The organism is Teichococcus coralli, assembly GCF_009829925.1.
GTDB classification, from domain to species: Bacteria; Pseudomonadota; Alphaproteobacteria; order Acetobacterales; family Acetobacteraceae; genus Pseudoroseomonas; species Pseudoroseomonas coralli.
In genome coordinates this window covers 53,784-76,597 of the sequence record NZ_SNVJ01000007.1, presented here as the reverse complement: position 1 = coordinate 76,597, position 22,814 = coordinate 53,784, and the positions used below count along the sequence as shown (strand labels likewise).

The 22,814-nt window shown below is 71.6% G+C and carries 21 protein-coding genes and 1 tRNA gene; 9 read left to right on the top strand and 13 right to left on the bottom strand.

Features of this window, described 5'->3' with window-relative positions; translation table 11 throughout:
* Nucleotides 1-73: 73 nt before the first annotated feature.
* Nucleotides 74-823, top strand: a complete 750-nt coding sequence (gene ydfG, locus E0493_RS10100) for a bifunctional NADP-dependent 3-hydroxy acid dehydrogenase/3-hydroxypropionate dehydrogenase YdfG (protein ID WP_160936819.1) — start codon at nt 74-76, stop codon at nt 821-823.
* A gap of 22 nt (nt 824-845) precedes the next feature.
* Here the strand turns inward: ydfG and E0493_RS10095 are convergent, their stop codons facing one another.
* The 5 genes from E0493_RS10095 to E0493_RS10075 form a co-directional block, all read right to left on the bottom strand.
* Nucleotides 846-2,861, bottom strand: a complete 2,016-nt coding sequence (locus tag E0493_RS10095) for a putative bifunctional diguanylate cyclase/phosphodiesterase (RefSeq protein ID WP_160936818.1) — start codon at nt 2,859-2,861, stop codon at nt 846-848.
* Between the two features lie 139 nt (nt 2,862-3,000).
* The gene (locus tag E0493_RS23875) at nt 3,001-3,231 is read right to left on the bottom strand and encodes an Hpt domain-containing protein (protein ID WP_367614494.1); all 231 of its coding nucleotides are present in this window, start codon (nt 3,229-3,231) and stop codon (nt 3,001-3,003) included.
* A gap of 179 nt (nt 3,232-3,410) precedes the next feature.
* The gene (locus E0493_RS10085; RefSeq protein WP_160936816.1) at nt 3,411-4,637 is read right to left on the bottom strand and encodes a multidrug effflux MFS transporter; all 1,227 of its coding nucleotides are present in this window, start codon (nt 4,635-4,637) and stop codon (nt 3,411-3,413) included.
* A gap of 102 nt (nt 4,638-4,739) precedes the next feature.
* On the bottom strand, nt 4,740-5,597 hold the full coding sequence (locus tag E0493_RS10080) for a TIGR01459 family HAD-type hydrolase (RefSeq protein WP_160936815.1): 858 nt from the start codon (nt 5,595-5,597) through the stop codon (nt 4,740-4,742).
* Nucleotides 5,594-6,655 carry a quinone-dependent dihydroorotate dehydrogenase gene (locus E0493_RS10075; protein ID WP_160936814.1) on the bottom strand — a complete coding sequence of 354 codons (1,062 nt, stop codon included), beginning with the start codon at nt 6,653-6,655 and terminating at the stop codon, nt 5,594-5,596. Before E0493_RS10075 ends, E0493_RS10080 begins: the two co-directional genes overlap by 4 nt.
* A gap of 110 nt (nt 6,656-6,765) precedes the next feature.
* Here E0493_RS10075 and E0493_RS10070 point away from each other — a divergent pair, with 110 nt between their 5' ends.
* Nucleotides 6,766-7,617, top strand: a complete 852-nt coding sequence (locus E0493_RS10070) for a DMT family transporter (RefSeq protein WP_235913688.1) — start codon at nt 6,766-6,768, stop codon at nt 7,615-7,617.
* A 217-nt stretch (nt 7,618-7,834) separates the two neighbouring features.
* Here the strand turns inward: E0493_RS10070 and E0493_RS10065 are convergent, their stop codons facing one another.
* Complete coding sequence (locus E0493_RS10065) at nt 7,835-8,698, bottom strand: tetratricopeptide repeat protein (RefSeq protein ID WP_160936813.1); 864 nt, start codon at nt 8,696-8,698, stop codon at nt 7,835-7,837.
* Here E0493_RS10065 and E0493_RS10060 point away from each other — a divergent pair.
* Nucleotides 8,697-9,647: a Rossmann-fold NAD(P)-binding domain-containing protein gene (locus tag E0493_RS10060; protein WP_235913687.1), complete on the top strand. Its 951-nt coding sequence runs from the start codon at nt 8,697-8,699 to the stop codon at nt 9,645-9,647. The genes E0493_RS10065 and E0493_RS10060 overlap by 2 nt on opposite strands.
* A gap of 32 nt (nt 9,648-9,679) precedes the next feature.
* Entirely contained in the window at nt 9,680-10,906 is a 1,227-nt protein-coding gene (gene hemA / locus E0493_RS10055; RefSeq protein WP_160936812.1) for a 5-aminolevulinate synthase, read from the top strand.
* Between the two features lie 190 nt (nt 10,907-11,096).
* Here hemA and E0493_RS10050 read toward each other — a convergent pair whose 3' ends face one another.
* The 4 genes from E0493_RS10050 to E0493_RS10035 form a co-directional block, all read right to left on the bottom strand.
* Nucleotides 11,097-12,377 carry a TRAP transporter large permease gene (locus E0493_RS10050; protein WP_160936811.1) on the bottom strand — a complete coding sequence of 427 codons (1,281 nt, stop codon included), beginning with the start codon at nt 12,375-12,377 and terminating at the stop codon, nt 11,097-11,099.
* Between the two features lie 25 nt (nt 12,378-12,402).
* Nucleotides 12,403-12,957: a TRAP transporter small permease gene (locus E0493_RS10045; protein ID WP_160936810.1), complete on the bottom strand. Its 555-nt coding sequence runs from the start codon at nt 12,955-12,957 to the stop codon at nt 12,403-12,405.
* Nucleotides 12,954-13,967, bottom strand: coding sequence for a TRAP transporter substrate-binding protein (locus tag E0493_RS10040; RefSeq protein WP_160936809.1), 1,014 nt, complete (start codon nt 13,965-13,967; stop codon nt 12,954-12,956). The genes E0493_RS10045 and E0493_RS10040 overlap by 4 nt, the downstream gene beginning before the upstream one ends.
* 230 nt (nt 13,968-14,197) lie before the next feature.
* Nucleotides 14,198-14,272, bottom strand: a tRNA-Val gene (locus E0493_RS10035).
* A 131-nt stretch (nt 14,273-14,403) separates the two neighbouring features.
* On the opposite strand from E0493_RS10035, the gene E0493_RS10030 reads away from it, so the two are divergent.
* The gene (locus tag E0493_RS10030) at nt 14,404-15,282 is read left to right on the top strand and encodes an N-formylglutamate amidohydrolase (RefSeq protein ID WP_408888727.1); all 879 of its coding nucleotides are present in this window, start codon (nt 14,404-14,406) and stop codon (nt 15,280-15,282) included.
* A 328-nt stretch (nt 15,283-15,610) separates the two neighbouring features.
* On the opposite strand, the gene E0493_RS10025 is transcribed toward E0493_RS10030, so the two are convergent.
* Together E0493_RS10025 and E0493_RS10020 are read right to left on the bottom strand one after the other, a co-directional pair.
* On the bottom strand, nt 15,611-16,141 hold the full coding sequence (locus tag E0493_RS10025; protein ID WP_160936807.1) for a carboxymuconolactone decarboxylase family protein: 531 nt from the start codon (nt 16,139-16,141) through the stop codon (nt 15,611-15,613).
* 144 nt (nt 16,142-16,285) lie between these two features.
* The gene (locus E0493_RS10020) at nt 16,286-16,858 is read right to left on the bottom strand and encodes a peroxiredoxin (RefSeq protein WP_160936806.1); all 573 of its coding nucleotides are present in this window, start codon (nt 16,856-16,858) and stop codon (nt 16,286-16,288) included.
* A 131-nt stretch (nt 16,859-16,989) separates the two neighbouring features.
* On the opposite strand from E0493_RS10020, the gene E0493_RS10015 reads away from it, so the two are divergent.
* The 4 genes from E0493_RS10015 (at nt 16,990) to E0493_RS10000 (ending at nt 21,226) form a co-directional block, all read left to right on the top strand.
* Nucleotides 16,990-17,940, top strand: a complete 951-nt coding sequence (locus E0493_RS10015) for a hydrogen peroxide-inducible genes activator (protein WP_160936805.1) — start codon at nt 16,990-16,992, stop codon at nt 17,938-17,940.
* A 329-nt stretch (nt 17,941-18,269) separates the two neighbouring features.
* The gene (ykgO, locus tag E0493_RS10010; RefSeq protein ID WP_160936804.1) at nt 18,270-18,395 is read left to right on the top strand and encodes a type B 50S ribosomal protein L36; all 126 of its coding nucleotides are present in this window, start codon (nt 18,270-18,272) and stop codon (nt 18,393-18,395) included.
* 174 nt (nt 18,396-18,569) lie between these two features.
* Nucleotides 18,570-20,027, top strand: a complete 1,458-nt coding sequence (locus E0493_RS10005; protein WP_160936803.1) for an FAD-linked oxidase C-terminal domain-containing protein — start codon at nt 18,570-18,572, stop codon at nt 20,025-20,027.
* On the top strand, nt 20,024-21,226 hold the full coding sequence (locus E0493_RS10000; RefSeq protein WP_160936802.1) for an FAD-binding protein: 1,203 nt from the start codon (nt 20,024-20,026) through the stop codon (nt 21,224-21,226). The genes E0493_RS10005 and E0493_RS10000 overlap by 4 nt, the downstream gene beginning before the upstream one ends.
* 114 nt (nt 21,227-21,340) lie before the next feature.
* Here the strand turns inward: E0493_RS10000 and E0493_RS09995 are convergent, their stop codons facing one another.
* Entirely contained in the window at nt 21,341-22,780 is a 1,440-nt protein-coding gene (locus tag E0493_RS09995) for a CoA transferase (RefSeq protein WP_160936801.1), read from the bottom strand.
* Nucleotides 22,781-22,814 lie beyond the last annotated feature (34 nt).

Sequence of the window (22,814 nt, the reverse complement as noted above, 5' to 3'; positions counted from 1 at the left end):
GTTTGTCGGGCGGGCTTCCCTCGGCCCGGGCACGCTGCCATACGCAAGGGGCACCGAGCCAGGAGCCAGCCGCATGATCCTTCTCGTCACCGGCGCCACCGCCGGCTTTGGCGCCGCCATCGCCCGCCGCTTCGCCCAGGACGGCGCGCGCATCATCGCCGCCGGCCGGCGCACCGACCGGCTGGAGGCGCTGGCGCGGGAACTGGGCGAAGCCAGGGTGCTTCCGCTCACGCTGGACGTTCAGGACAGCGCCGCCATCCAGGCCGCCATCGCCGGCCTGCCGGCCGACTGGGCGGAGATCGACCTGCTGGTCAACAATGCCGGCCTCGCCCTCGGCCTGGAGCCTGCGCAGCGCGCCAGCCTGGCCGACTGGGAGACGATGATCGACACGAACACCAAGGGGCTGGTGGCCATGACGCATGCCGTTCTGCCGGGCATGGTGGCGCGCAACCGCGGCCATGTGGTGAATATCGGCTCCACGGCGGGCGAGTGGCCCTATCCCGGCGGCAACGTCTATGGCGCCACCAAGGCCTTCGTGCGCCAGTTCAGCCTGAACCTGCGCGCCGACCTGCATGGCACCGCGGTGCGGGTGACCGACATCGAGCCCGGCCTGGTCGGCGGCACCGAGTTTTCAACCGTTCGCTTCGGCGGTGACGCCGCCAAGGCCGCCGGTGTCTACCAGGGCACGGAGGCGCTGACGCCGGAGGATATCGCGGACGCCGTGCACTGGGTCGCCACCCGTCCGGCCCGGGTCAACGTGAACACGCTGCAGGTGATGCCGGTCTGCCAGGCTTTCGGTCCGCTGCGCGTGCATCGCGGCTGAGCGCCACGCCGCCACCCCCAGCTCATGCGGTGGCGGCGCGGGCGGCTGGAAAATGCAGCATCGAGAGCGGGCAGGGCGCTCCGAGCAGGTAGCCCTGGATCTCGGCGCAGCCCTCGTCGCGCAGCGTCGCGAGCTGCGCCTCCGTCTCCACCCCCTCCGCCAGCACCGGAATGCCGAGCCCGCGGCCGATGCCCAGCACCGCCCGCAGGATGGCGCGCGCCTGCGGATCGCTCTCGATTTCCGGGATGAAGGAGCGGTCGAGCTTGATCTTGTCGAACGGAAAGGCGCGCAGTGTGGCCAGGGACGAATAGCCGGTGCCGAAGTCGTCCATCGCCACGCTGATGCCCAGCCGCTTCATCCGCTGCAGCATTTCCACCGCCCGTTCCGGGTCCCGCATCATCACCGACTCGGTGATCTCCAGCTCCAGCCGCGCGGCGGGCAGGCCGCTTTCGGCCAGCGCGCCGGCCACCAGCTCGGGCAGGCCGGGCTGGCGGAACTGCAGCGGCGAAAGGTTCACCGCCACCTTGCCCAGCCTCGGCTCCGCCGCCGCCTCGGCGCAGGCGGTGCGCAGAGCCCATTCGCCAAGCGCCAGGATCAGTCCGGTCTCCTCCGCCAGCGGAATGAAGATGCCGGGCGCAATGAGGCCGCGCTCCGGATGGTGCCACCGCATCAGCGCCTCATGGCCGCACAGGCGGCGGCTGCGAGCCTGGGCCTGCGGCTGGTAGAACAGACGGAACTCCGCCCGCTCCAGCGCCAGCCGCAGGTCGTCGGCCAGCCGAAGCCTGTCGCGCGCCGAGGCGTCCTCCGCGGCGTCATAGAAGCAGGCGCGACCGGCCCGCATCGCCTTGGCGCGGCGCATCGCCAGTGCGGCATTGGCCATCAGCGCCTCCGCGTTTCCGCCGTCGTGGGGAAACAGCGCCACGCCGATGGCGGCCGAGATGCCGGCCCTGGCCTCGCCCGGCAGCAAGGCCATCGCCTCCAACCGGCTCACCAGCATCTCGACCTCGTGCCGCGAGCCATAGGGCTGCAACAGGCCGAACTCGTCGCTGCCCATGCGGGCGGCCATGCCGCCTTCCGGCCGCAGCCGGTCCAGCCGGTGCGCGTAATCGCGCAGCGCCGCGTCGCCCGCGGCCTGTCCATACAGGTCGTTGACCTGGCTGAAGCGGTTGAGGCCGAGCCACAGCAGGGCCAGCCCGCCACCTCCGCTCCGCGCCGCGCCGAGCTGCCGGCTGAGGTGGGTGCTGAAGGCGAGGCGGTTGGGAAGCCCTGTCAGGCCGTCGTGCAGGGCCAGTTGCCGCATCCTGCCCCGTCCCGTCTCCTCGTTGCGGCGGTCAATCAGCCAGGCGGTCGCGGTCGCGGAAACCACCAGCAGCGCCACCACGCCGACCGCCAGCGCGAGCGGCTCCTGGGCCGTGCTTCCCTTCGCCAGCTGCCGGGGAGCGGGAAGGATCTCGATCGCGCCCATGCCGGTGAAGTGCAGGGCGGCGATTCCCAGGCAGAACAGCAGCCCGCCTTCCAGCCATCCGCGCCAGCCATCGCCCTGCAGCGCCTGGAACAAGGCTGCCATGCAGAACAGCACCGCCAGCAGCACCGATGCGCCGACCAGCAGGCCGTCATAGGCCAGGATGCCGTTGGCACCGTACGCCGCCATGCCGATGTAGTGCATGGCGCTGCCGCTGAGGCCGAGCAGCGCACCGCCCGCCAGGGAGGCCCATGGCGGCCCTCCGACGGCGACGCCGAAGCTGAGGCCGCAGCCCAGCATGGCGACCACCAGCGAAACAAGCGTGAGCGTCGGCGCGAAGCCGAGCGCGGGGCTCGGCATGTAGGCCAGCATTGCGATGAAGTGGGTGCACCAGATGGCGGCGCCGCCGCTCATTCCGGCCAGGACCAGCCAGCCGGCGCGGGACAAGCCATGCACCCCGCGTGCCCGTCGCAGCACGCCAAGCGCGACGAGGGTGCCCGCGAGGTCAACCAGCCCGGCCAGTAGGACGAGGCGTAAATCGTGCTCCTGCGTCAGGCATGTATAGACCCGCAGCATCCGCCTCAGCCTTGTCCTGCCGGATTCCACGCGATAATTCTCAGCGAGAGAACAAGCGCCTGTCCACAACCTTAGATCACAGCTTCACGCGTTCCGTGAAGCTGTCGGGTGGTGCCTCAGCGGAGCCGGTTCGCCGCGGTCAGGGGCGAGGACATGTCTCCGGAAGTGCTCGCAACGCCTGCAGCGTCGCGTGGAGAATCCGCTGGACTTCCTCAAGTTCCGGCTGGCCGGTCGGCCGCGGGTCCGGGCCGAGCGCAAGGCGGGCTACCCGTTCCAGCGCCTGGGCGCCGATCGAGGCAGCCGTACCCGCCAGCGCATGTGCGCTGCGCCGGCAGCCTTCCGCATCCCCTTGCCGCGCTGCCTGCTGCATCTCCGCGGCAAGACGGGTCAGGTCGGCCTCGAAGGTCCGCAGGACTTCGGCGAAGACGTCGGGCGGCAACTCGGCGGCGAGTTCGCGGGCGATCTGGGGGTCAAGGATATCCACCCCGCGACGGTGGCAAACCGCTTGCGCCGGGTCAACGTATGCGGAGCCTGATACCGCAGCCTTCATCAAGCTGCCTGCCTCGCGCCGCGCAGGGCCAGCTGGGCGCCCAGGGCGCAGCCCGCCATGGTGGCCGCGGTGCCGATGCCCGAGCCCAGTTCCACCGCGCCGGCGAACAGCGTCATCGCCGCGCCGCAGGCCATCTGCGCCGCTCCCACCAGGCCGGAGGCGGTGCCGGCAAGCTGCGGCCGCACACTGACCGCGGCGGCCACGGCGTTGGGCTGGGAGATGCCGTTGCCCAGCGCCACGATCGCCATCGGAAGAAAGAACAGCAGCAGGGAGGGCGGCAGCAGCGCCTGCACGCCCACGCCGAGCAGCGCGCCGGCCGTGCTGCCGGCGAGGCCGAGATGCAGCATCCGCACCAGCCCCATCCGGGCGGAGAATCGGCCCGCCAGGAACGAGCCGGCGGCGAAGGCAACCGAAATGGTCATGAAGGCGAGGGCATAGACCCGCGCCGTATGGCCCATCCCATCCATGATCACCCGCGGGGCGCCGGACATGAAGGCGAAGAAGACGCCGGAGGTACAGGCGGTGATGGCGGCGTAGCAGCGGAAGGACCGCACCCCCGCCAGCTGCCAGTAGGCCCGTGCCATGCCTCCCAGGCCCGGCAGCGGCTGCGGCTGGCGCAGCGTCTCCGGCAGGCGCAGCGCCAGCAGCGCGATCACCACGCCGAACAGCACGCAGGCCAGCATGACGGCCCGCCAGCCGAAGGCCGCCGCCAGCTCGGCGCCGATCAGCGGCGCCAGCATCGGCGCCACCGTCATGCCCATCATCACGAAGCCGATCTTGCTGGCCGCCTGGTCGCGCGGGAAGACGTCGCGGATGATCGCGCGGGAGAGCACCATCCCTGCGCAGCCTCCCGCCGCCTGCGCCGCCCTTGCCGCCACCAGCCAGCCGATCGCGGGCGCCAGCAGGGCTGCGAGCGAGCCCACCAGGTACACCCCGAGCCCGAGCATCAGCACCGGCCGCCGGCCGAAGCGGTCGGACAGCGGCCCGTAGATGAGCTGGCCCAGCGCGATGCCGACCAGATAGACGGTCAGCGTCATCTGGGCAGTGGCGTAGGGCACGCTGAAGATCACCGCCAGCAGCGGCAGCGAAGGGATGATGATCTGCATGCTGAAGGGGCCAAGGCCCATCAGCAGGGTCAGCAGCCAGGTCTCTGGCACCTTCCCCGGCGGCGGGTGCTCCTCCAGGGGCAAGGATTGGTCCGGCTGTACGACATCGCGCGGGCTCATGCCTCACCCTATGGGCATGATCTCCGGAAGCGCCAGCCACACCGCACCGCCAAACCGCCGCAAGCCATGCTCATAGCGCGGAGCTGCCCTGCGCTTACCCGCTTACCAGCGCAGGCTGCGCAGCGCCGCCACCGGCTTCACCCCCTCGCGCTCCGCCTCGCTCTGCAGCAGGGCAGGGGAAGGATCGGGGCCAAGGTTGTCGCCCGCCAGGCCGGTCAGCGCCCAGACCGCGTCGATGCCCACCGCGGCCGCGCCGGCAAGGTCGGTATGCGGCGTGTCGCCGATGGCGACGATCCGCTCTGCCGGCATGGCGAGCGCGGCGAGCACCGTCTCGTAGACCATGGCGTCGGGCTTGCCGATCTCCATCACGTCGCCGCCCAGCTCGAGGTAGCGGTCGGCGAAGGCGCCGGCGCAGATCAGCCGCTGCCCGCCCACCATCACCGCGCGGTCCGGATTGGTGCAGACCATGGGCAGCTTCGCCGCCGCGCAGGCCTCCAGCATCGGCTGGTAGGGCTCCACGCTTTGCCGGCCATGCTTGAAGTCGGGGCCGGTGTTGAGCACGAAGTCGGCCTCCTCCGGCCGCTCCGCCAGCGGCACGTCCAGTTCCTCGATCACCGAGAGGTCGCGCTCCGGCCCGATATGGAAGGCGCGCTTCCCCAGCCTGGCGAACCAGGGATGCGCGCGGTCGCGCAGCAGCGTCCAGGCGACCTCGCCGCTGGTCACGATGCGGTCGAACAGCGCCGGCTCCAGCCCCATCTCGGCCAGCGCCGCACCCACCGTCCAGGCCCGGCGCGGCGCGTTGGAGAGCAGCACGATCCGCTTGCCCCGCGCGCGCAGTTCCCGCAGCGCCTCGGGCACGCCGGGATAGGGCTTCTCGCCGTCGTGCAGCACGCCCCAGATGTCGAGGATGAAGCCGTCATGGCTCTCGGCCAGGGGGGCAACGGATTCGAGGATCTTCATCGCGCGTCGGCTCCCACTGCGTCGTGGACATGGGCGAAGCCGTCGCGCCGCAGCAGCGCGGCCAGCTCCCGTTTCAGCTTCGGCACCAGCGCCGGCCCGGCATAGGCGAAGGCGGCATAGAACTGCACCAGCGAGGCGCCGGCGCGGATCTTGGCATAGGCCTGCCCGGCGCTGGCGATGCCGCCGCAGCCGATCAGCGTGAGCCGCCCCGCCGCCAGCCCATGCACCCGCCGCAGCAGCGCGGTGGAGGGCTCGAAGAGCGGCGCGCCGGAAAGCCCGCCCGCCTCGCCCTTGTGGGCGCCGCGCAGGCTGGCCGGACGGGCGATGGTGGTGTTGCTGACGATCAGCCCCGCCACCCCGTGCGCCACGCAGGTCTCCACCAGCGCCGGCACCGCCTCCTCGGCCAGGTCGGGCGCGATCTTCACCAGCACCGGCGGCTGGCGCTCCGCCGCGCCACGGGCGTCGGCGACGGCGGCCAGGATGGCGGCCAGCCTCGCCTCGCCCTGCAGGTCGCGCAGCCCCGGCGTGTTGGGGGATGAAACGTTGATGGTGACGTAATCGGCCTGCGGCGCCACTGCGCGGTAAAGCGCGGGATAGTCGCGCTCGGGATCGGCGCCCTCCTTGTTGATGCCGATATTCGCCCCGAGCACCGCCGGCAGCGGCCGCCGCAGCGCCGCCAGCCGCGCCGCGAAGGCCTGCACGCCCTCGTTGTTCATGCCCATCCGGTTGATCACCGCCGCATCCTCCGACAGCCGGAACAGACGCGGCTGCGGATTGCCGGGCTGCGGCCGCGGCGTGGTGGTGCCGGGCTCGACGAAGCCGAAGCCCAGCCGCATCAGCGGCGCCACCGCCACGGCATCCTTGTCGAAGCCCGCCGCCAGCCCGACCGGATTGCGGAAGTCGAGCCCGAGGGCGCGGGTGGCCAGCACCGGGTCGTCCGGCGTGGCATCGGCGCCGGCCAGGCCAAGGGCCAGCGCCTTCAGGGCGAGCCGGTGCGCGCGTTCGGGGTCCATGCCGCGCATCAGCGGCATCAGGGCGGAGGCAAGGGCGGGCGTCATGTCAGGGCCGCTTGTGCCTTGCCGCGCCGCACAAGGAAAGCGGCGATTTGACGCGGCCTGCGGCGCGTCCCAGAAGCCTTGCCTCAACCATGAAGGGTGGAGGCGCGGCCTTGCGGGGTTCCGTGCTGATGCTGGCCGCGCTCGCCCTGTTCGCCGCGCTGGACGCCAACAGCAAGCTGCTCTCCGGCGCCTATCCGGTGGCGCAGGTGGTGCTGATCCGGCATGTCGTGATGCTGGCGCTGCTGGCCGCGGCGCGGCTCGCCCGCCCCGGTCTGGGCGGCGGGCTCGGCACCCGCCATCCCGGCCTGCACCTGCTGCGCGCGGCCGCGATGCTGAGTTCCGCCTTCGGCTTCTTCCAGGCCCTGCGCGAGATCCCGCTGGTGGAGGCCTACCTCGTCTACTTCACCGCGCCCTTCATCACCCTCGCCCTTGCCGCGACGGTGCTGGGCGAGCGGATGCCGCGCTCCGCCTGGCTCTGGAGCGGCCTCGGCTTCCTGGGCGTGCTGGTGGCGATGGCCCCCGGCCTGCACGCCGGCGGCACCCTCCTTGCCTACGGCTATTCCCTGCTCGGTGCGGTGAGCTATGCGCTCGTGCTCACCATCAACCGCTTCCTGCGCAACGAGCCCGGCATTTCCCGGCTGATCCTGTGGTCGGCACTGCCAGGCGGGCTGGTGCTCCTGCCCTTCGCCGCCGCGCACTGGATCCCGCCCGCGCCGGCCGACTGGCTCTCCCTCGCGCTGAACGGGGTGATCGCCGGGGCGGCAACAATCTGCCTTGCCGTGGCCTTCCGCCACGCCAGCGCGGCGCAACTGGCGCCGCTGGAGTTCTCGGCGCTGCTCTGGGCGGTGCTGGCGGATCTCGCCCTTTGGGGCGTGCTGCCTTCCTCCGCCACGCTGGCCGGCGCGGCGATCGTCGTGCTGGCCTGCGTCATGAGCCAGCGCGCGCAGCGTACGGCCAAGTGAAGAGAGAAAGGTCGGGGGAATGAATTCCCCCGAACCCCCATCTTCTTTTCGTCGGTTTTTTGGCTTCGCTCCGGAGCGTCGGTCTCGCCGATGATCCGCGCCGCCATAGCCGCCGGGCTGCTCCGGCCCTGGCGCGGGCGCGCCCCGCCCATGCAACAGACTGACAGAAAGAAGAGGGGTCTGGGGGAGAATTCATCCTCCCCCTGGCCTTGCACCCTCACCGCCGGCGCGGCCCCGCCTCGTTCAGCGCCAGGTTCTGCTGCGCCAGGTCGGCGGCGGCGCTGTCCGGCGCCACGCGGATGGTCTCCTGCCAATCCGCCCGCGCGCCTGCCGCATCGCCCTTCAACTGGCGCAGGATGCCACGCTCCAGCAGCGCCTCGGCATGACGAGGTTCCAGCCCCAGGGCGTGCTGCACGTCCCGCATCGCCTCGTCCGCACGGTCCAGGTGGCGCAGCGCGGCGGCGCGGAACACCCAGCTGTCGGGCCGGCTGTCATCTTCCGCGATGGCGTGGTCGAGGTCCTGCAGCGCCTCGGCATAGCGGCCGAGGCTGGCGGCGGCCACGGCGCGGTCCACCAGCAGGGAGGGATCGTCCGGCCGCAGCGTCAGGGCCAGCGTGCTGGCGCCGTAGGCGCGCTCGGGAGCGCCCAGCATCATCCAGGCCTGCGACGCCTGCGCGAAGACCGAGGCGCGCGCCGCTGCACTGGCATGGGAGCCGGCGGCGAGGCGCTCCAGGCGGCTCGCCGCACCTTCCAGCTCGCCGATGGCCAGCAGGCCCAGCGCCTGGCAGTGCCGCGCGCCGTTGCCCCCGCCGCGCTCCTCCCAGGACCCTGCTCGGGCAATGGCCGCCTCCGGGTCGATGCGCAGCAGGGCGAGGCAGGCCTCGTATTCCGGGCCGTCGCCGAGGCGCGGCAGCTCAGGCGGCAGGGGCAGGGCATCGGCCGGCGGCGGCGTGGCGGGCCGCTTCGCCTCCGCGGCTGATAGCGGGGCGGGGTCATGCAGCAGGAAGCCGGCACCCGCCAGCATCGCCACCGACGCGCCGGCGAACGCGCTCAGCAGTGCGCTGCGGAGGGAAGCTCGCATGGCCGGCACTCTAGCGCCGCCCCCGGGACTGCGCCACATGCCGGGAATGACACAGCCGATCTCGAAATCGCTGGTGGTGCTGGGGCTGGGCTATGCCGGCCATGCGGCGGCACGCGCTGCCCTGGCCGCCGGCTTCGCCGTGGCCGCCACCCGCCGCGCCCCCCGGCCGGGGGAGGCGCCTGCAGGCATCACGCTGCTGCCCTTCGCGGAAGCCGGCCCGGCCATCGCCGCCGCCACCCACCTGCTGGTCACGGCCGGGCCGGAGGCGGAGGGCGACCCGGTGCTCGCCACCCATCGGCAGGCCCTGCAGGCCGCGGCCCGCCTGTGCTGGGTCGGCTACATCTCCACCACGGGCATCTATGGCGACCATGGCGGCGCCTGGGTGGACGAGGCCACGCCGCCCACCCCGCAGCAGGAGCGCACGCGGCGCCGGCTGCGGGCCGAGCAGGCCTGGGCCGCCGCCCTCGCCGGCACCGGCGCGGCGCTGGACATCTTCCGCGCCGCCGGCATCTACGGCCCCGGCCGCAGCATGTTCGACGACCTGCGCGCCGGCAGCGGGCGGCGGGTGGACAAGCCGGACCATCTCTTCTCCCGCATCCACCGCGATGACATCGCCGCCGCCGTCGTCGCGGCCGCGCTGAACCCGCCCGCGCCTGGCGGACCGCCCCGCGTGCTGCACCTGGCCGATGACGAGCCCGCCAGCGGCGCCGCCGTGACGGAGGAGGCGGCCCGCCTGCTCGGCGTCCCGCCGCCGCCTCTGGTGCCTTTCGCCGAAGCCTTCGCGGCCATGTCGCCGATGGGGCGCTCCTTCTGGGCGGAGAACCGCCGGGTGGCCAGCGCGAAAACCAAGGCGGCACTCGGCCTTGCCTGGCGCCACCCGACCTATCGCGAGGGGCTGCGCGCCATCCTGGCGGAGGAAGCATGCCAGGGTGGCGCCGATCCCGCGTGAAAACGCGGCCTGACTGATCTATGCATCCGCGCATGGACACACGGCAGACGCTGCGGGCGCACTGCACGCAGCACCTCGAGACCCTGCGCGCCGAAGGCCGCTACCGCGAGTTCGCCCGGCTGGAAAAGATCGCCGGCCGCTTCCCGCGCTACCGCTGGCACCAGCCCGGCGCCGGCCCGGGCGCGGCGCGCGAGATCACCGTGTGGTCCTCCAACGACTATCTCGGCATGGGCACCCACCCCGCCGTGCGGCAGGCCACCATCGAGGCCATCCACGCGCATGGCGCCGGCGCCGGCGGCACGCGCAACATCTCCGGCACCTCTCCCCTGCATGCCGAGCTGGAGGCCGAGCTGGCCGGCTGGCACGGCAAGCCCGCGGCCCTGCTCTTCGGCAGCGGCTACATGGCCAACCAGGCGGCGCTGCTCGCCCTGCTGGCCGCCCTGCCGGGGATGCAGGTCTTTTCCGACGCCATGAACCATGCCTCGATGATCGACGGCATGCGCCGCAGCCCGGCGAAGCGCCACATCTGGCGCCACAACGACCTCGCCCACCTGGAGGAACTGCTGCGCGCCGCCGACCCCGCGGCGCCGAAGATGATCGCCTTCGAGAGCGTCTACTCGATGGAAGGCGACGTCGCCCCGCTGCACGCCATCTGCGACCTCGCCGACCGCTACGATGCCATCACCTACTGCGACGAAGTCCATGCCGTCGGCCTCTACGGTCCGAGCGGCGCCGGCATCGCCGAGCGGGACGGCGCGGCGGCACGGATCGACGTCATCGAGGGCACGCTCGCCAAGGGTGTCGGCGTGGTGGGCGGCTATGTCGCCGCCGGGGCCGATTGGGTGGACTACATCCGCTCCACCGCCGGCGGGCTGATCTTCACCACGGCCCTGCCGCCGCCGAACGTGGCCGCCGCGCTGGCCAGCATCCGCCACATCCGCACCGACGGCGCCCTGCGCGGCCGGATGATGCAGCGCGCCGCCGCCCTGAAGGCCGCGCTCGACGCCGCCGGCCTGCCGCGCCTGCCCAGCGCCAGCCATATCGTGCCGATCCCGGTGCCGGGCGCCGACCGCTGCCGCGGCGTGGCCCGCCGGCTGCTGGAGGAGTTCGGCCTCTACGTCACCGCGATCAACTACCCCACCGTACCGCGCGGCACCGAGCGCCTGCGCCTCTGCGCCACACCCTTCCACGACGACGCCATGGTCGCGGAGCTGGTGCGGGCACTGGGAGCGGTGCTGCGGGTGGCCGAGGCGGCGTAAGGCTGGGGGAACGAATTCCCCCAGGCCCCCATCTTTTTTCTTCGAGTTGCTGACACAGGCGGCAAGCGCGGCTCTACCCCTCAGTTGCCGGGGCTGCTTCAGCCCCGGCGCGGACGCACGAAGCCAGCGCGACCCAACTGACAGAAAAAAGAAGAGGGGGCCCGGGGGAGAATTCATTCTCCCCCGGTCGCTAACCGCCGTACCCGGCGAGCCGCGGCAGCCACAGCGCGATCCCCGGAAAGGCGATCAGCAGGGCGATGCCGAGGGCCAGCATCAGCATGTAGGGAATGATCGAGCGGTTCACCTCGGCCAGCGGCGCCCCGGTGATCGCCTTGATGACCACGAGGTTCATCGCCACGGGCGGCGAGATCAGCGCCATCTCAAGGCTGATGGTCAGCAGCACGCCGTACCAGACCTTGTCGATGCCGAGCTGTCCGAGCACCGGCAGCACCGCCGGCATGGTCAGCAGGATGATGCTGAAGCTTTCCAGCACCAGGCCGAGCAGGAACAGCAGCAGCATCATCGCCAGCAGGAAGCCGGTGCGCGAGAGGCCCCAGGCCAGCACGAGGTCGGTCAGTTCCTGCGGCACCCGCAGCTTGGTCAGCATGTAGCCGTAGATGGCGGCGCCGGCGATGATCATCAGCAGCATGGCGCTGGTGCGGGTCGCCTCCTGCACGCCGTCCAGCAGGTCGCGCCAGGTCATGCTGCGGTAGATCAGCGCGGCGATCAGCAGGGCGTAGATCGTGCCGGTGCCGGCCGCCTCGGTGGCGGTGAAGATGCCCATGTAGATGCCGCCCAGCACGAAGACCGGCAGCGAAAGGCTCCAGCCGGCGCGCCTGAGCGCCTGCGCCGCGTTCACCGGCGGCGGGTCGTCGGCCGGGGCGACCGCGCGGCCCTCGGTGACGAAGCAATAGGCGGCGAACATCGCCGCGATCAGCAGGCCGGGGATCAGCCCGGCCAGGAACAGCGCGCCGACGCTGGTTTCCGTGACATAGGCATAGAGCACCATCGGCGCCGAGGGCGGGATCAGGATGCCGAGCGTGCCGCCGCCCGCCACCACGCCGAAGGCGCCGCGCCGGCTCATGCCGTAGCGCAGCATCTGCGGAATGGCGATCTTGCCCACCGTCAGCGCGGTGGCGACGGAGGAGCCGGAAATGGCGGCGAAGATGGTGCAGGCCGCGACGGTGGCGATGCCGACGCCGCCGCGCACCCGGCGCAGCATGGCGAAGGCGGCGCCGTAGAGGTCGTCCACCACCCGCCCGCGCACCATCACATGCGCCATCAGCATGAAGAGCGGGATGGCGACGAGCAGGTAGCCGTCGAGCTGCCCGATCACCAGCTCGCCGAGCGCGGGCAGGCCGCCCTCCACCCAGAGCAGCACGCCGAGCGGCAGCAGGAACAGCGCCACGAACATCGGCAGGCCGAGATAGAGCAGCGCCAGCAGCGCCGCGAGCAGTGCGAAGAAGGTCATGGTCGTCCGGGGCTGGGCCGAAGCTTCACTCGCCGCGCGCGAGGGTGTCGCGCGGCAGGTCCTGGGGGCCCTGGTCGGCGTGGTCCGGCTCCTGCCCGAGCAGCAGCACGAGGGACTGCGCCAGCGAGACCACCAGCAGCGCCGCCGCGCCGACCGGCAGCAGCGCCTGGATCCACCAGACCGGCACGCCCTCGATCTCCGTCATCACGCCGATCATGCGGCTGAATTCCACCGTCTCCAGCCCGGAGCGCAGCAGGATGCCGGCCACCAGCGCGACGGAGAGCGTGCCGAGCAGCCGCGCCCCGCGCGAGGCGCGGCCGCGCAGCCGGCCGGTCAGCACGTCCACGCCGATATGCTCGAAGCGCCGCTGCGCCTCGGGGGCCGCCAGCAGCACCAGGGCGACGACCAGCCATCCGGCGGTCTTGTCGATCCAGGGCTGCGGCAGGCCGGCCAGGTAGCGCGCCCCCACCGAGATCGCCACCAGCACCAGGCACATCACCGTGGCCAGGGCGCCGAAGGCGGCCGCGAGCCCGGCGACCGCCCGCGCCAGGCCGGAGAGCAGGCGCGCCGCCGCCCTCACAGCTTGCGAATCAGCTCAAGCGCGCGCGGGCCGCCCTCCGGGGCGAGGCGCAGGAAGGCGTCCACCACGGGCTTCTGCATGGCGGCGCTCCAGGCGGCGCTTTCCTCGGCCGTCTGGTCGTGCACCGTCATGCCCTTGGCCTGCAGTTCCGTCTGCGCGTCGGCGGCAATCTTCTCGGTGAGCGGGATCTGGTCCTGCTCCGCCTGCTGCGCCGCCTTGGTGATGATGGCCTGCTGCTCCGGCTTCAGCCCCGCCCACCAGCGCGGGTTCACGTAGACATGCGTGAAGACGCAGAACCAGGGCGCCACGGTGCCGAACTTCTGGAACTCGTAGAAGCGGCGGGAGACGGCGGCCGAGACGTCGGTCAGGCCGGCATCCAGCACGCCGGACTGCAGCGCCTGCGGCACCTCGGGGCCGGGCATGGAAGAAGGGGCGGCGCCCACCGCCGTCAGCGCATGGTCGGTCAGCGCGTTGAGCCCGCGGATCTTCAGGCCCTTGAAGTCGTCGGTCTTGATGATCGGCTTCGCGTTGCTGGTGAAGATCGCCTTCCGCGTGGTGTAGAGCCAGGCCAGGTTCCTCACCGCGCGCTTCTGCAGCAGCCCCTCCAGGTAGGCCGCCGCCTCGGAGCCCGGGAACTTCTTGATCCGCTCGAGGTCGGAGAACAGGTAGGGGATGGTGAGCACGTTCATTTCCGGCAGGGTGTTGCCCCACTGGAAGTTCACCGCCGCCGCCGCCTCGAAGGCGCCGCGCGCCACGGCCGGGAAGTTCTCGCCGGCGCGGGCGAGCTGCTCGGCCGGGAAGACCTGCACCTCGATCTCGCCCTTGCTGTCCGCCTTCACCTTCTCCGCGAAGGCCTGGAGGATGACGGCGTGCTGGTGGCTGGGCGGGAACTGGTGCGAGAGCCGCATGGTCACGGCCGGGCTGGAGGCGCCCTGGGCGCGCGCCAGTCGCGGCAGGGCGGGAGCGGCGAGGCCGGCGGCGGAGGCCAGCAGCAGGCGGCGGCGATGCATGATGGGCGACTTCCCCGAATGCTCTTGTCGCCGCTGTCCTTGCAGCGGCGGGAAGGGGCGGTCAACCTTTCCGGCAAGCCCTTTGCGGGTTGCGGATATGTTTATTCCAAATCTCTCGGCGCCCGCGCAACTTGTCCGCCGCCCCGAAGCGCCTCGGGAACAGGCCGGCACAACGCAAGAAGCCCCGCACGGGGCAGGGCATCGGCAAGCGGCGAGCGGGTGGATCCGAATGGTGGGCGCGACAGGGATTGAACCTGTGACCTTCCCCGTGTCAGGGGGACGCTCTCCCGCTGAGCTACGCGCCCATCCGGTCGGGCGGGCTCTCTATCGTGCCTTCCGGGCAAGGGCAAGAGCAGATCGGCGGCTGGACGAAAAAGCTTTGTCACCGCCCGAGTCGTGACATCAGAAAGACACTGTGGCTTCATCTCTCCAAATCATGGATCTCCCGATGCCGCGCCTTGCCGGGCATGACGCGCCCGGCCCGTATCAGTTGACGCGCCCCGCCGTGCAGCGCGCGCCGCTGGTCTTCGCCTCGCCCCATTCCGGCCGGCACTACCCAGAGCCCTTCCTGGCGGAATCGCGCCTGGACGCGCATGCGGTGCGCCGCTCCGAGGATTGCTTCGTGGACGAGCTGTTCGCCGCCGCGCCGGCGCTCGGCGCGCCGCTGCTGGCCGCCAACTTCCCCCGCGCCTTCTGCGACGCCAACCGGGAGCCCTGGGAGCTGGACCCGGCCATGTTCGACGAGCCGCTGCCGGCCTGGGTGAACAGCGCCAGCCCCCGGGTGGGGGCCGGCCTCGGCACCATCGCGCGCGTGGTGGCCAGCGGCGAGCCGATCTATCGTCGCCGCCTCTCCTTCCGCGAGGCGGAGGAGCGGGTGCGGTGCTGCTGGCAGCCCTACCATGCCGCCCTGGCCGAGCTGATCGCGGAAACCAGGCAGCGCTTCGGCTGCTGCCTGCTGCTGGACTGCCACTCCATGCCCGCCCACCCCACGCAGGCGCAGAACGCGCCCGACATGGTGCTGGGGGACGCGCATGGCACCGCCTGCGCCCCGCGGGCGGTGCGGCGGGTGGAGGAGCAGCTCTGGGCCATGGGCTACCGGGTTCGCCGCAACGACCCCTACGCCGGCGGCTACGTGACCCGCCATTACGGCCGCCCGCGCGAAACGGTGCATGTGCTGCAGATCGAAACCGCCCGGGCGCTCTACATGGACGAGGCGCGGATCGAGCCGCTCCCCGGGATGGCCAAGCTGCAGCACGATTTCGCCACGCTGGTCGCCGCGCTGATGGAGATGGATTGGGATTTCCTGCGCGGCTGAACGCCGGAAAACGGCCGAGGCCGGGCCGCGGGCAAAAAAAAGGCGGTGCCAGAAGCACCGCCGAGTTTAGGGAGGAAACGTCCAAGAAAGACAGTCACGCAGCGTACTGCGTGGCTGCGAGGTGAAAGATATGCGGGTGGTCGTTCGTACGCAAGCGGTTTTTCGCGGTGCAACACGAATTCTGCCCGCAGCTGAAGCATGTCCGTATGCGCGGAACGCATGACAAACAGGCGCGGCCTTCCGGCGATGATGAAACCCCACGCAAGGTGGGGTTTCCGCTTGAAGTCCGGGCAGGCGAACAGGGCGGCGCCTGGCGCCGCCCGGCGGGTCAGGCCGCGAGGGCGTCCTCAGCCTCCAGCACGCCGGCCACGGCATGGACGACGGAGGCGATTCGCACCGCCGCCTGCACCTGCTCGCTGGTCAGGCCGCCATGCTTCACGACCTTCTCGTGGCTTTCCATGCACATGCCGCAGCCGTTGATGGCGGAAATGGCGAGGGACCACAGCTCAAAGTCCACCTTCTCGACACCCGGCCTGGCCATGACGTTCATGCGCAGCTTGGCCGGCATGTTGCCGTAGTCGCCACCCACCAGGTGGGTGAAGCGGTAGTAGACGTTGTTCATCCCCATGATGGCCGCGGCGGCCTTGGCGGCCGTCAGCGCCTCCGGGGAGAGCTTCGGGCCGAACTCGGCCACCAGCGCCTTGGTGACCTCGGCATTGCGGCTGGCGATCGCGCTTGCCACGAAGGTGCCGGCGAGCTGCTGCTGGCTCAGCACCGGCTCGGTCGCCAGGCTGCCAAGGTTCAGCTTCAGGTCGCGGGCATAGTCGGGCAGGCGGGCGCGCAGGGCTTCAAGCGACATGCGAAGGGATCCTCCGGTCTTCTCTGGGGTGATGCGGATTCGGGGGGGCGATGGGCGGAGGCGGACCTGTTCACGGAGGGCCGGCTCGGCGCAGCGTCGCCAGGGAAACCGCCGGCGGAGCGAACCCCGCCGGCCAGCCGGGCTTCAGGCGGCCTGGAACAGCGCGTCCGGGTTCAGGGTGTCGGTGCCCTTGTTCCAGTTGCAGGGGCACAGCTCGTCGGTCTGCAGCGCGTCCAGCACGCGCAGCACCTCCTGCGGGTTGCGGCCGACGTTCAGCCCGTTCACCGAGGCCCACTGGATGGTGCCCTCGGGGTCCACGATGAAGGTGGCGCGCAGCGCGACGCCCTCGTTCTTGTCGAGGATGCCGAGCGCGGTGGACAGCTCGCGCTTGGTGTCCGCGAGCATCGGGATCGGCAGGTCGTTGATGTCCTTGTTGTGCACGCGCCAGTTCAGGTGCACGAACTCGCTGTCCGTCGAGGCGCCATAGAGCACCGCGTCACGGTCGGCGAACTCGGTGTTCAGCTTGCCGAAGGCGGCGATCTCGGTCGGGCAGATGAAGGTGAAGTCCTTCGGCCAGAAGAACACGACCTTCCACTTGCCGGCGTCGGACTCGTTGGTGATCTGGATGAAGGACTTGCCGGGGCCCTCCAGGCCCTCCGCGCCGCCCTTCACGGCGGCCAGGTTGAACGCCGGGAACTTGTCGCCAACAGTCAGCATGTCAGTTCAGCCCTTTCTGCGTGCTCTTCCAGCCGGGCCGGAATTCCCTGGCCCGGCGATGCCCCAGCTTATGGATGTTGCAGCGCACACATGCCAATGAATAGTTTTCGATAAAACGATCGGCGGAATCGATGACCCCGCTCCCCAGCCCCCAACAGCTCCGATATCTCGTCGCCCTGGCCGATCTCGGTCATTTCGGCCGTGCCGCCGCCGCCTGCGCGGTGACGCAATCCACCCTTTCGGCCGGGATCATCGCCCTGGAGCGGCAGCTCGACAGCGCCATCCTGGAGCGCGGGCCTGGCAAGCGGCCGGTCTTCACCCCACTGGGGCTGGAGCTGGTCGGCCGTGCCCGCCGCGCCCTGGCGGCGCTGGCGGCCGTCTCGGAAACCGCGGCGGCGGCGCGGGACCCGCTTTCCGGCCCGCTGCGCCTCGGCGTCATCCCGACCATCGGCCCCTTCCTGTTGCCGCGGCTGATGCCGGCGCTGCGGCGTGCTTTCCCGCGGCTGCAGCTCTGGCTGCGGGAGGACCTGACCGACCGCCTCGCCGAGGAGCTTTCCGCGGGCCGGCTCGACCTGCTGCTGCTCGCCCTCCCGGCCGCCCTGCCAGAGGCGGAAACACTTCGCGTGGCGCACGACCCCTTCATGGCCGCCCTGCCCGAGGGACATCGCCTCGCCGGGGAAGCAAGCCTGCCGCTTTCCGCCCTGGGAAGCGAGCGGATGCTCCTGCTGGAGGATGGACACTGCCTGCGGGACCAGGCGCTGAGCGCCTGCGGCATGCCCGGCGCCGGCGATGCGTTCGCGGCCACCAGCCTGCACACGCTGGTGCAGATGGTGGCCGGCGGACTGGGCGTGACGCTGCTGCCGCAGCTTGCCATCGAAGGCGGCGTGCTGGCGGGCGCCTCGGTGGTCCTGAAGCCTCTCGGCACCCCGCAGGGCCGGGAACTGGGCCTGGCCTGGCGTGCCCGGTCGCCGCGCGCGGAGGAGTTCCGCAACATGGCGCCCACCATCGCGCAGGCGATCAGCCCCGCCGGGGCGGAGGCGGAGGCAAGTCTCGCGCGTGCCTGCGCGCTGGAGACAAATTGATGGGCTTCAGGCGCAAAAAAGAAACGACGGCCTCGAATTCATGCTTTTCTGTCCTCAACACGGCTGGAAAGAGCGGAAAGCCATGTCCGGTGCGAGGGAGAGCGAGCGGCTGGTGCGCGCCCTGCTGCGCGGCGCCCTGCGCCGGCGCGGGCAGCGGCGCGGCGGAATAGGGGCGCCTTACGGATGGCGCATGGATCTGTTCCGCGCATTGCAGGCCGCAGCGGCGCAGGCGCATGCGGCTGGGCCGGCGCTGGGGTTCGCCGCCGGCACGGAATGGTTGACAGCCCGATCCCCGGCCCCTAAACGCGGGCGCTCGAAGAGGGTGCCCCATGAAGATCCGCAACAGCCTGAAGAGCGCCAAGATGCGCGACAAGAACTGCGTGCTGGTCCGTCGCCGCGGCCGCATGTACGTCCTGAACAAGAAGAACCCCCGCCTGAAGGCCCGCCAGGGCTGACGGGAATGGCCGCCCCGCTGGTGGTGGCCATGCCTGGGTCGTTCAACTGAAAACGGCGCCGCGGGCCTTCCCGCGGCGCCGTTTTCATGTGCGCCGCGCCTCTTCTGCCGGCTTGCCGCCGCCCGGCCGTCGCCCCATCCTCCGCCACAAGAACCGGCGTGAGGAAAGCGGACCATGATCGACCTGCCAGAGCCCAATCCGGCCGTGCTCGCCCGCCGCGACGAGATCCTGGCCGCGCTGCACAGCTTGGTGCCGGACGGCCCCTTCGGCCAGGGCGTGATCGGCGACCCCCACCGCCTGCGCGCCTATGAGACGGACGGGCTCTCCGCCTATCGCCAGCCGCCGCTTGCCGTGGTGCTGCCCGCCACCACCGGGGAAGTGGCCGCCGTGCTGCGCTACTGCCACCAGAACGGCATCCGCGTGATCCCGCGCGGGGCCGGCACCAGCCTCTCCGGCGGCGCCCTGCCGCTGGCCGACGCCGTGGTGGTCGGGCTGATGCGGATGAACCGCATCCTGGAGGTCAACTACGCCGACCGCTATGCGGTGGTGGAGGCGGGCGTCACCAACATCGGCATCACCCAGGCGGTCAGCGCCGAGGGCTTCTTCTACGCGCCCGATCCCTCCAGCCAGCTCGCCTGCATGATCGGCGGCAACGTCATGATGAACTCGGGCGGTGCGCATTGCCTGAAGTACGGCGTCACGGCCGGCAACCTGCTTGGCGTGACCTTCGTCACGGTCGAGGGCGAGGTGGTCGGGATCGGCGGCCAGCACCTGGACGCGGCGGGCTATGACTGGCTCGGCCTGATCACCGGCAGCGAGGGCCAGCTCGGCATGGTCACCGAGGTCACGGTGCGCATCCTCCGCGCCGCCGAGGGGGCGCGCGCCATGCTGGCCGCCTTCCGCGCCAACGAGGTGGCGGGGCAGGTGGTGGACGCCATCATCGGCAGCGGCATCATCCCCGTGGCGCTGGAGTTCATGGACCGCCCGGCCATCCATGCCTGCGAGGCCTTCGCCCAGGCGGGCTACCCGCTGGACGCCGAGGCCATGCTGATCATCGAGGTGGAAGGCAGCAGCGAGGAGCAGGACGTCCTGCTCGCCCGGCTCAAGGAGATCTGCGCCCGCTTCGACCCGATCTCGCTGCGCGTCGCCGAGACGCCGGAGGAGAGCGCGGCGATCTGGAAGGGCCGCAAGGGGGCCTTCGGCGCGGTGGGCCGCATCTCGCCCGACTATCTCTGCATGGACGGCACCATCCCGACCGGCGAGCTGCCGTACGTGCTGCGCCGCATCGGCGAGATGAGCGACAGCTACGGCCTGCTGGTGGCCAACATCTTCCATGCCGGGGACGGCAACCTGCACCCGCTGATCATGTTCGACGCCAACGACCCGGAGAGCTTCCGCAAGGCCGAGGCCTTCGGCGCCGACATCCTGAAGCTTTGCGTGGAGGTCGGTGGCTGCCTGACCGGCGAGCACGGCGTGGGCGTCGAGAAGCGCGACCTGATGACCGTGCAGTTCAACCCCGCCGAGCTGGCGCAGCAGCGCCGCATCAAGTCGGCCTTCGACCCGCAATGGCTGCTGAACCCGGCCAAGGTCTTCCCGCTGGAAGGCAACCCGGCCCTGGCGCCTGCCGCATGAGCGTCGCGACCGAGGCACTGGCGCCGGTGGACGAGGCCGGCGTCGTCCAGGCGGTGCGGGAGGCGGCGGCGCGCCGCATGCCGCTGGCGGTCGAGGGCCATGGCAGCAAGCGAGCCATGCTGCGCCCGGTGCAGGCCGCGCGCACCCTCTCCACGGCCGGGCTGACCGGCATCACCCTCCACAAGCCCGCAGAGCTGGTGCTTTCCGCCCGCGCCGGCACGCCGCTGGCGGAGATCGAGGCGGAGCTGGCGCGGCACAACCAGATGCTGGCCGCCGAGCTGCCGGATTTTTCCGGGTTGTTCGGCCACGAGCGCCCCTCGACGCTGGGCGGCATGGTGGCCGCCAACCTGTCCGGCCCGCGCCGCATCGCCGCCAGCGGAGCGCTGCGCGACCAGGTGCTTGGGGTGCGGGCGGTGACCGGCCATGCGGAGGTGGTCCGCTCGGGCGGTCGCGTCCACAAGAACGTCACCGGGCTGGACCTCTGCAAGCTGCTGGCCGGCAGCCACGGCACGCTGGGCATCCTGACGGAGATCACCCTGAAGCTGGCGCCGCGCCCTGAGGCAAGCCTTACCCTCGCGGTGGGGGTGGCGGACCTCGCGGCCGGGGTGGCGGCGCTTTCCGCCGGGCTTGGCAGCCCCTTCGGCGTCACCGGCGCGGCGCTGTTGCCGGAGGGCGCGGCGGAGTTCGGCCTGGAGGGCCCCACCGCCCTGCTGCGGCTGGAGGACATGGCGCAGTTCCTGCCGCACCGGGCCGGCCGCTTGCAGCAGGATCTGGCGGGCTTTGGAACCGTCACGCTGGCGGAGGGTGAGGCTTCCCGGGGGCTCTGGCGCGCGGTGCGGGATGTCCGCCTGCTGGAGGCGGCGCCGGAACAGGCGGTCTGGCGGCTTTCGGTGCGCCCTGGTGCCGGCCCGAACCTGGCCTGGCGGCTGAACAAGGCTTTCGGCGCCCGCCTGCTGCTGGACTGGGGCGGGGGGCTGCTCTGGGTTGCCGGCCCCGCCTCCGACACCGCCCATGCGGCGGTGATGGCGGCCGCGCGGGCGGCGGGCGGCACCTTCACCCTGTTCCGGGCCCCGGATTCGCTGCGCAGCGCCGTGCCCGTGCTGCCGGAGGAGCCGCCGGCACTGGCCGGCATCGCCGCCCGCGTGAAGGCGGCGATGGACCCCGAAGGCATCCTCAACCCCGGGCGGATGCGCGGCTAGAGTCGATCCCGATCGGGTGAAGATGCTCTTCAAAACAAATGGCTGGAGCGCTCGAAGTGAGCCAAAGCGAACGGAAACCGCTCTAGGAAAAAGGGGGGGGGCGCAGTGGCCCGCTCACCCCGACGAAGGGGGAGCGGGAAAGGCGGCGCCTCCGCCGGACCAGACAGGCTCATGGCTGCCAAGAGGCATGGGGGGCACCGCCCACCGCGCCGGCGTCGCGCTCATCTGTGCGGCGTGACGGATGGCGCTGAGCCGCCCGAACCCGCTTTCGCTGTCCTCCAGCAGGTCGGCGATGTCCTCCTGCCCCGGATCGGGCGCAGCGAAGCCATCCGCCAGCCGTCCCAGGCCGCGCAGCCACTGCCCGGTCGCGGCAAGCGAGACGCGCACATGCCAGGAGCCGCCTTCCTCGGCGCGCCGCAGCAGTGCCGCCATGGCGCCAAGGGCGAGCAGATAGCCTGACGCGTGGTCCAGCGCCTGGCAGGGCAGCGGACGCGGCTGGTCCGGCGTGCCGGCCGCCTCGGCTTCCGCCTGGTTGAAGCCGGTGGCCGTCTGGACCAGCGAGTCGAAGCCGCGCCGTCCGCCCCAGGGGCCTTGTTCCCCATAGGCGGAGAGGGAGGCGTAAACCAGCCCCGGCCGCAGCGCCGCGGCCGCCTCGGGTCCAAAGCCGAGCCTTGCCAGCGCGCCAGGCCGGTAGGACTGCAGGAGAATGTCGGCGCCGCGCAGCAAGCCGCGCAGGCGTTCGGCTCCCGCTGGCTGCCGCAGGTCCAGCCGGGCGGTGCGCTTGCCGCGCCCGGTGTCCATGTTGAGCACCGGGATGGAGGGCAGATGGGCGGCGCTGAGATGCAGCACCTCCGCGCCATGCACGGCGAGACAGCGCCCGCCCACCGGCCCGGCGATGATGCGCGTCATCTCAAGCACCCGCAGTCCGGCGAGCGGCCGGGCTCCGAGCGGGGGCAGGGGAGTGGGCGGCGCATCGCCGATCCGCTCGATCAGCAGCGGCGGCTGGGCGGCGAGGGCGCGGCCCTGCGGATGGGCGTCCCAGCTTCCGAAATCCCGCAGCATGGCGACGCAGAGCCCGGCCCCGGCGGCAGCCGCCTCGAAGCGGGTGGCGGACCATTCCTGCAGCGCGGCGGCGACGGCCGCGCGCTCCGGCGGCAGGCCGCCCAGAAGCTGCAGGATGCCGTCGCGATGGTGGAGGAAGTTGGTGTGCAGCCGCACTGCGCCGCCATCTCCGCAGCGATACAGGCCCGCCAGCGCATCCCAAGGGTCAGGTGGCGGAGCGCCGTCCAGCCGGAGGTGACGCTCGCTGCGGAACTCGGCGAGGGCATGGCGCAGCGGCACGGTCACGTGCTGCGCGGGGCCGCCTCGCCGGAGGTGGATCCCGGCGGCTGCCACCGCCGCTGCCGCGATGCTGGCCTGGGCGGCGGCGCCCAGGTGGAAGGAACTCGGCAGGCCGGGCCCGGCGCCCGGAAAAGCCACAGCCTGTGCCCATGGCAGCGGCAGGGATGCGGCCGTGAGCAGGTCGTGGAGGGCGTCTTTGGCAGGGTGGGCCAAGGGTTGATGCTCCCTGCGGGGGAGGCCTCAGCCT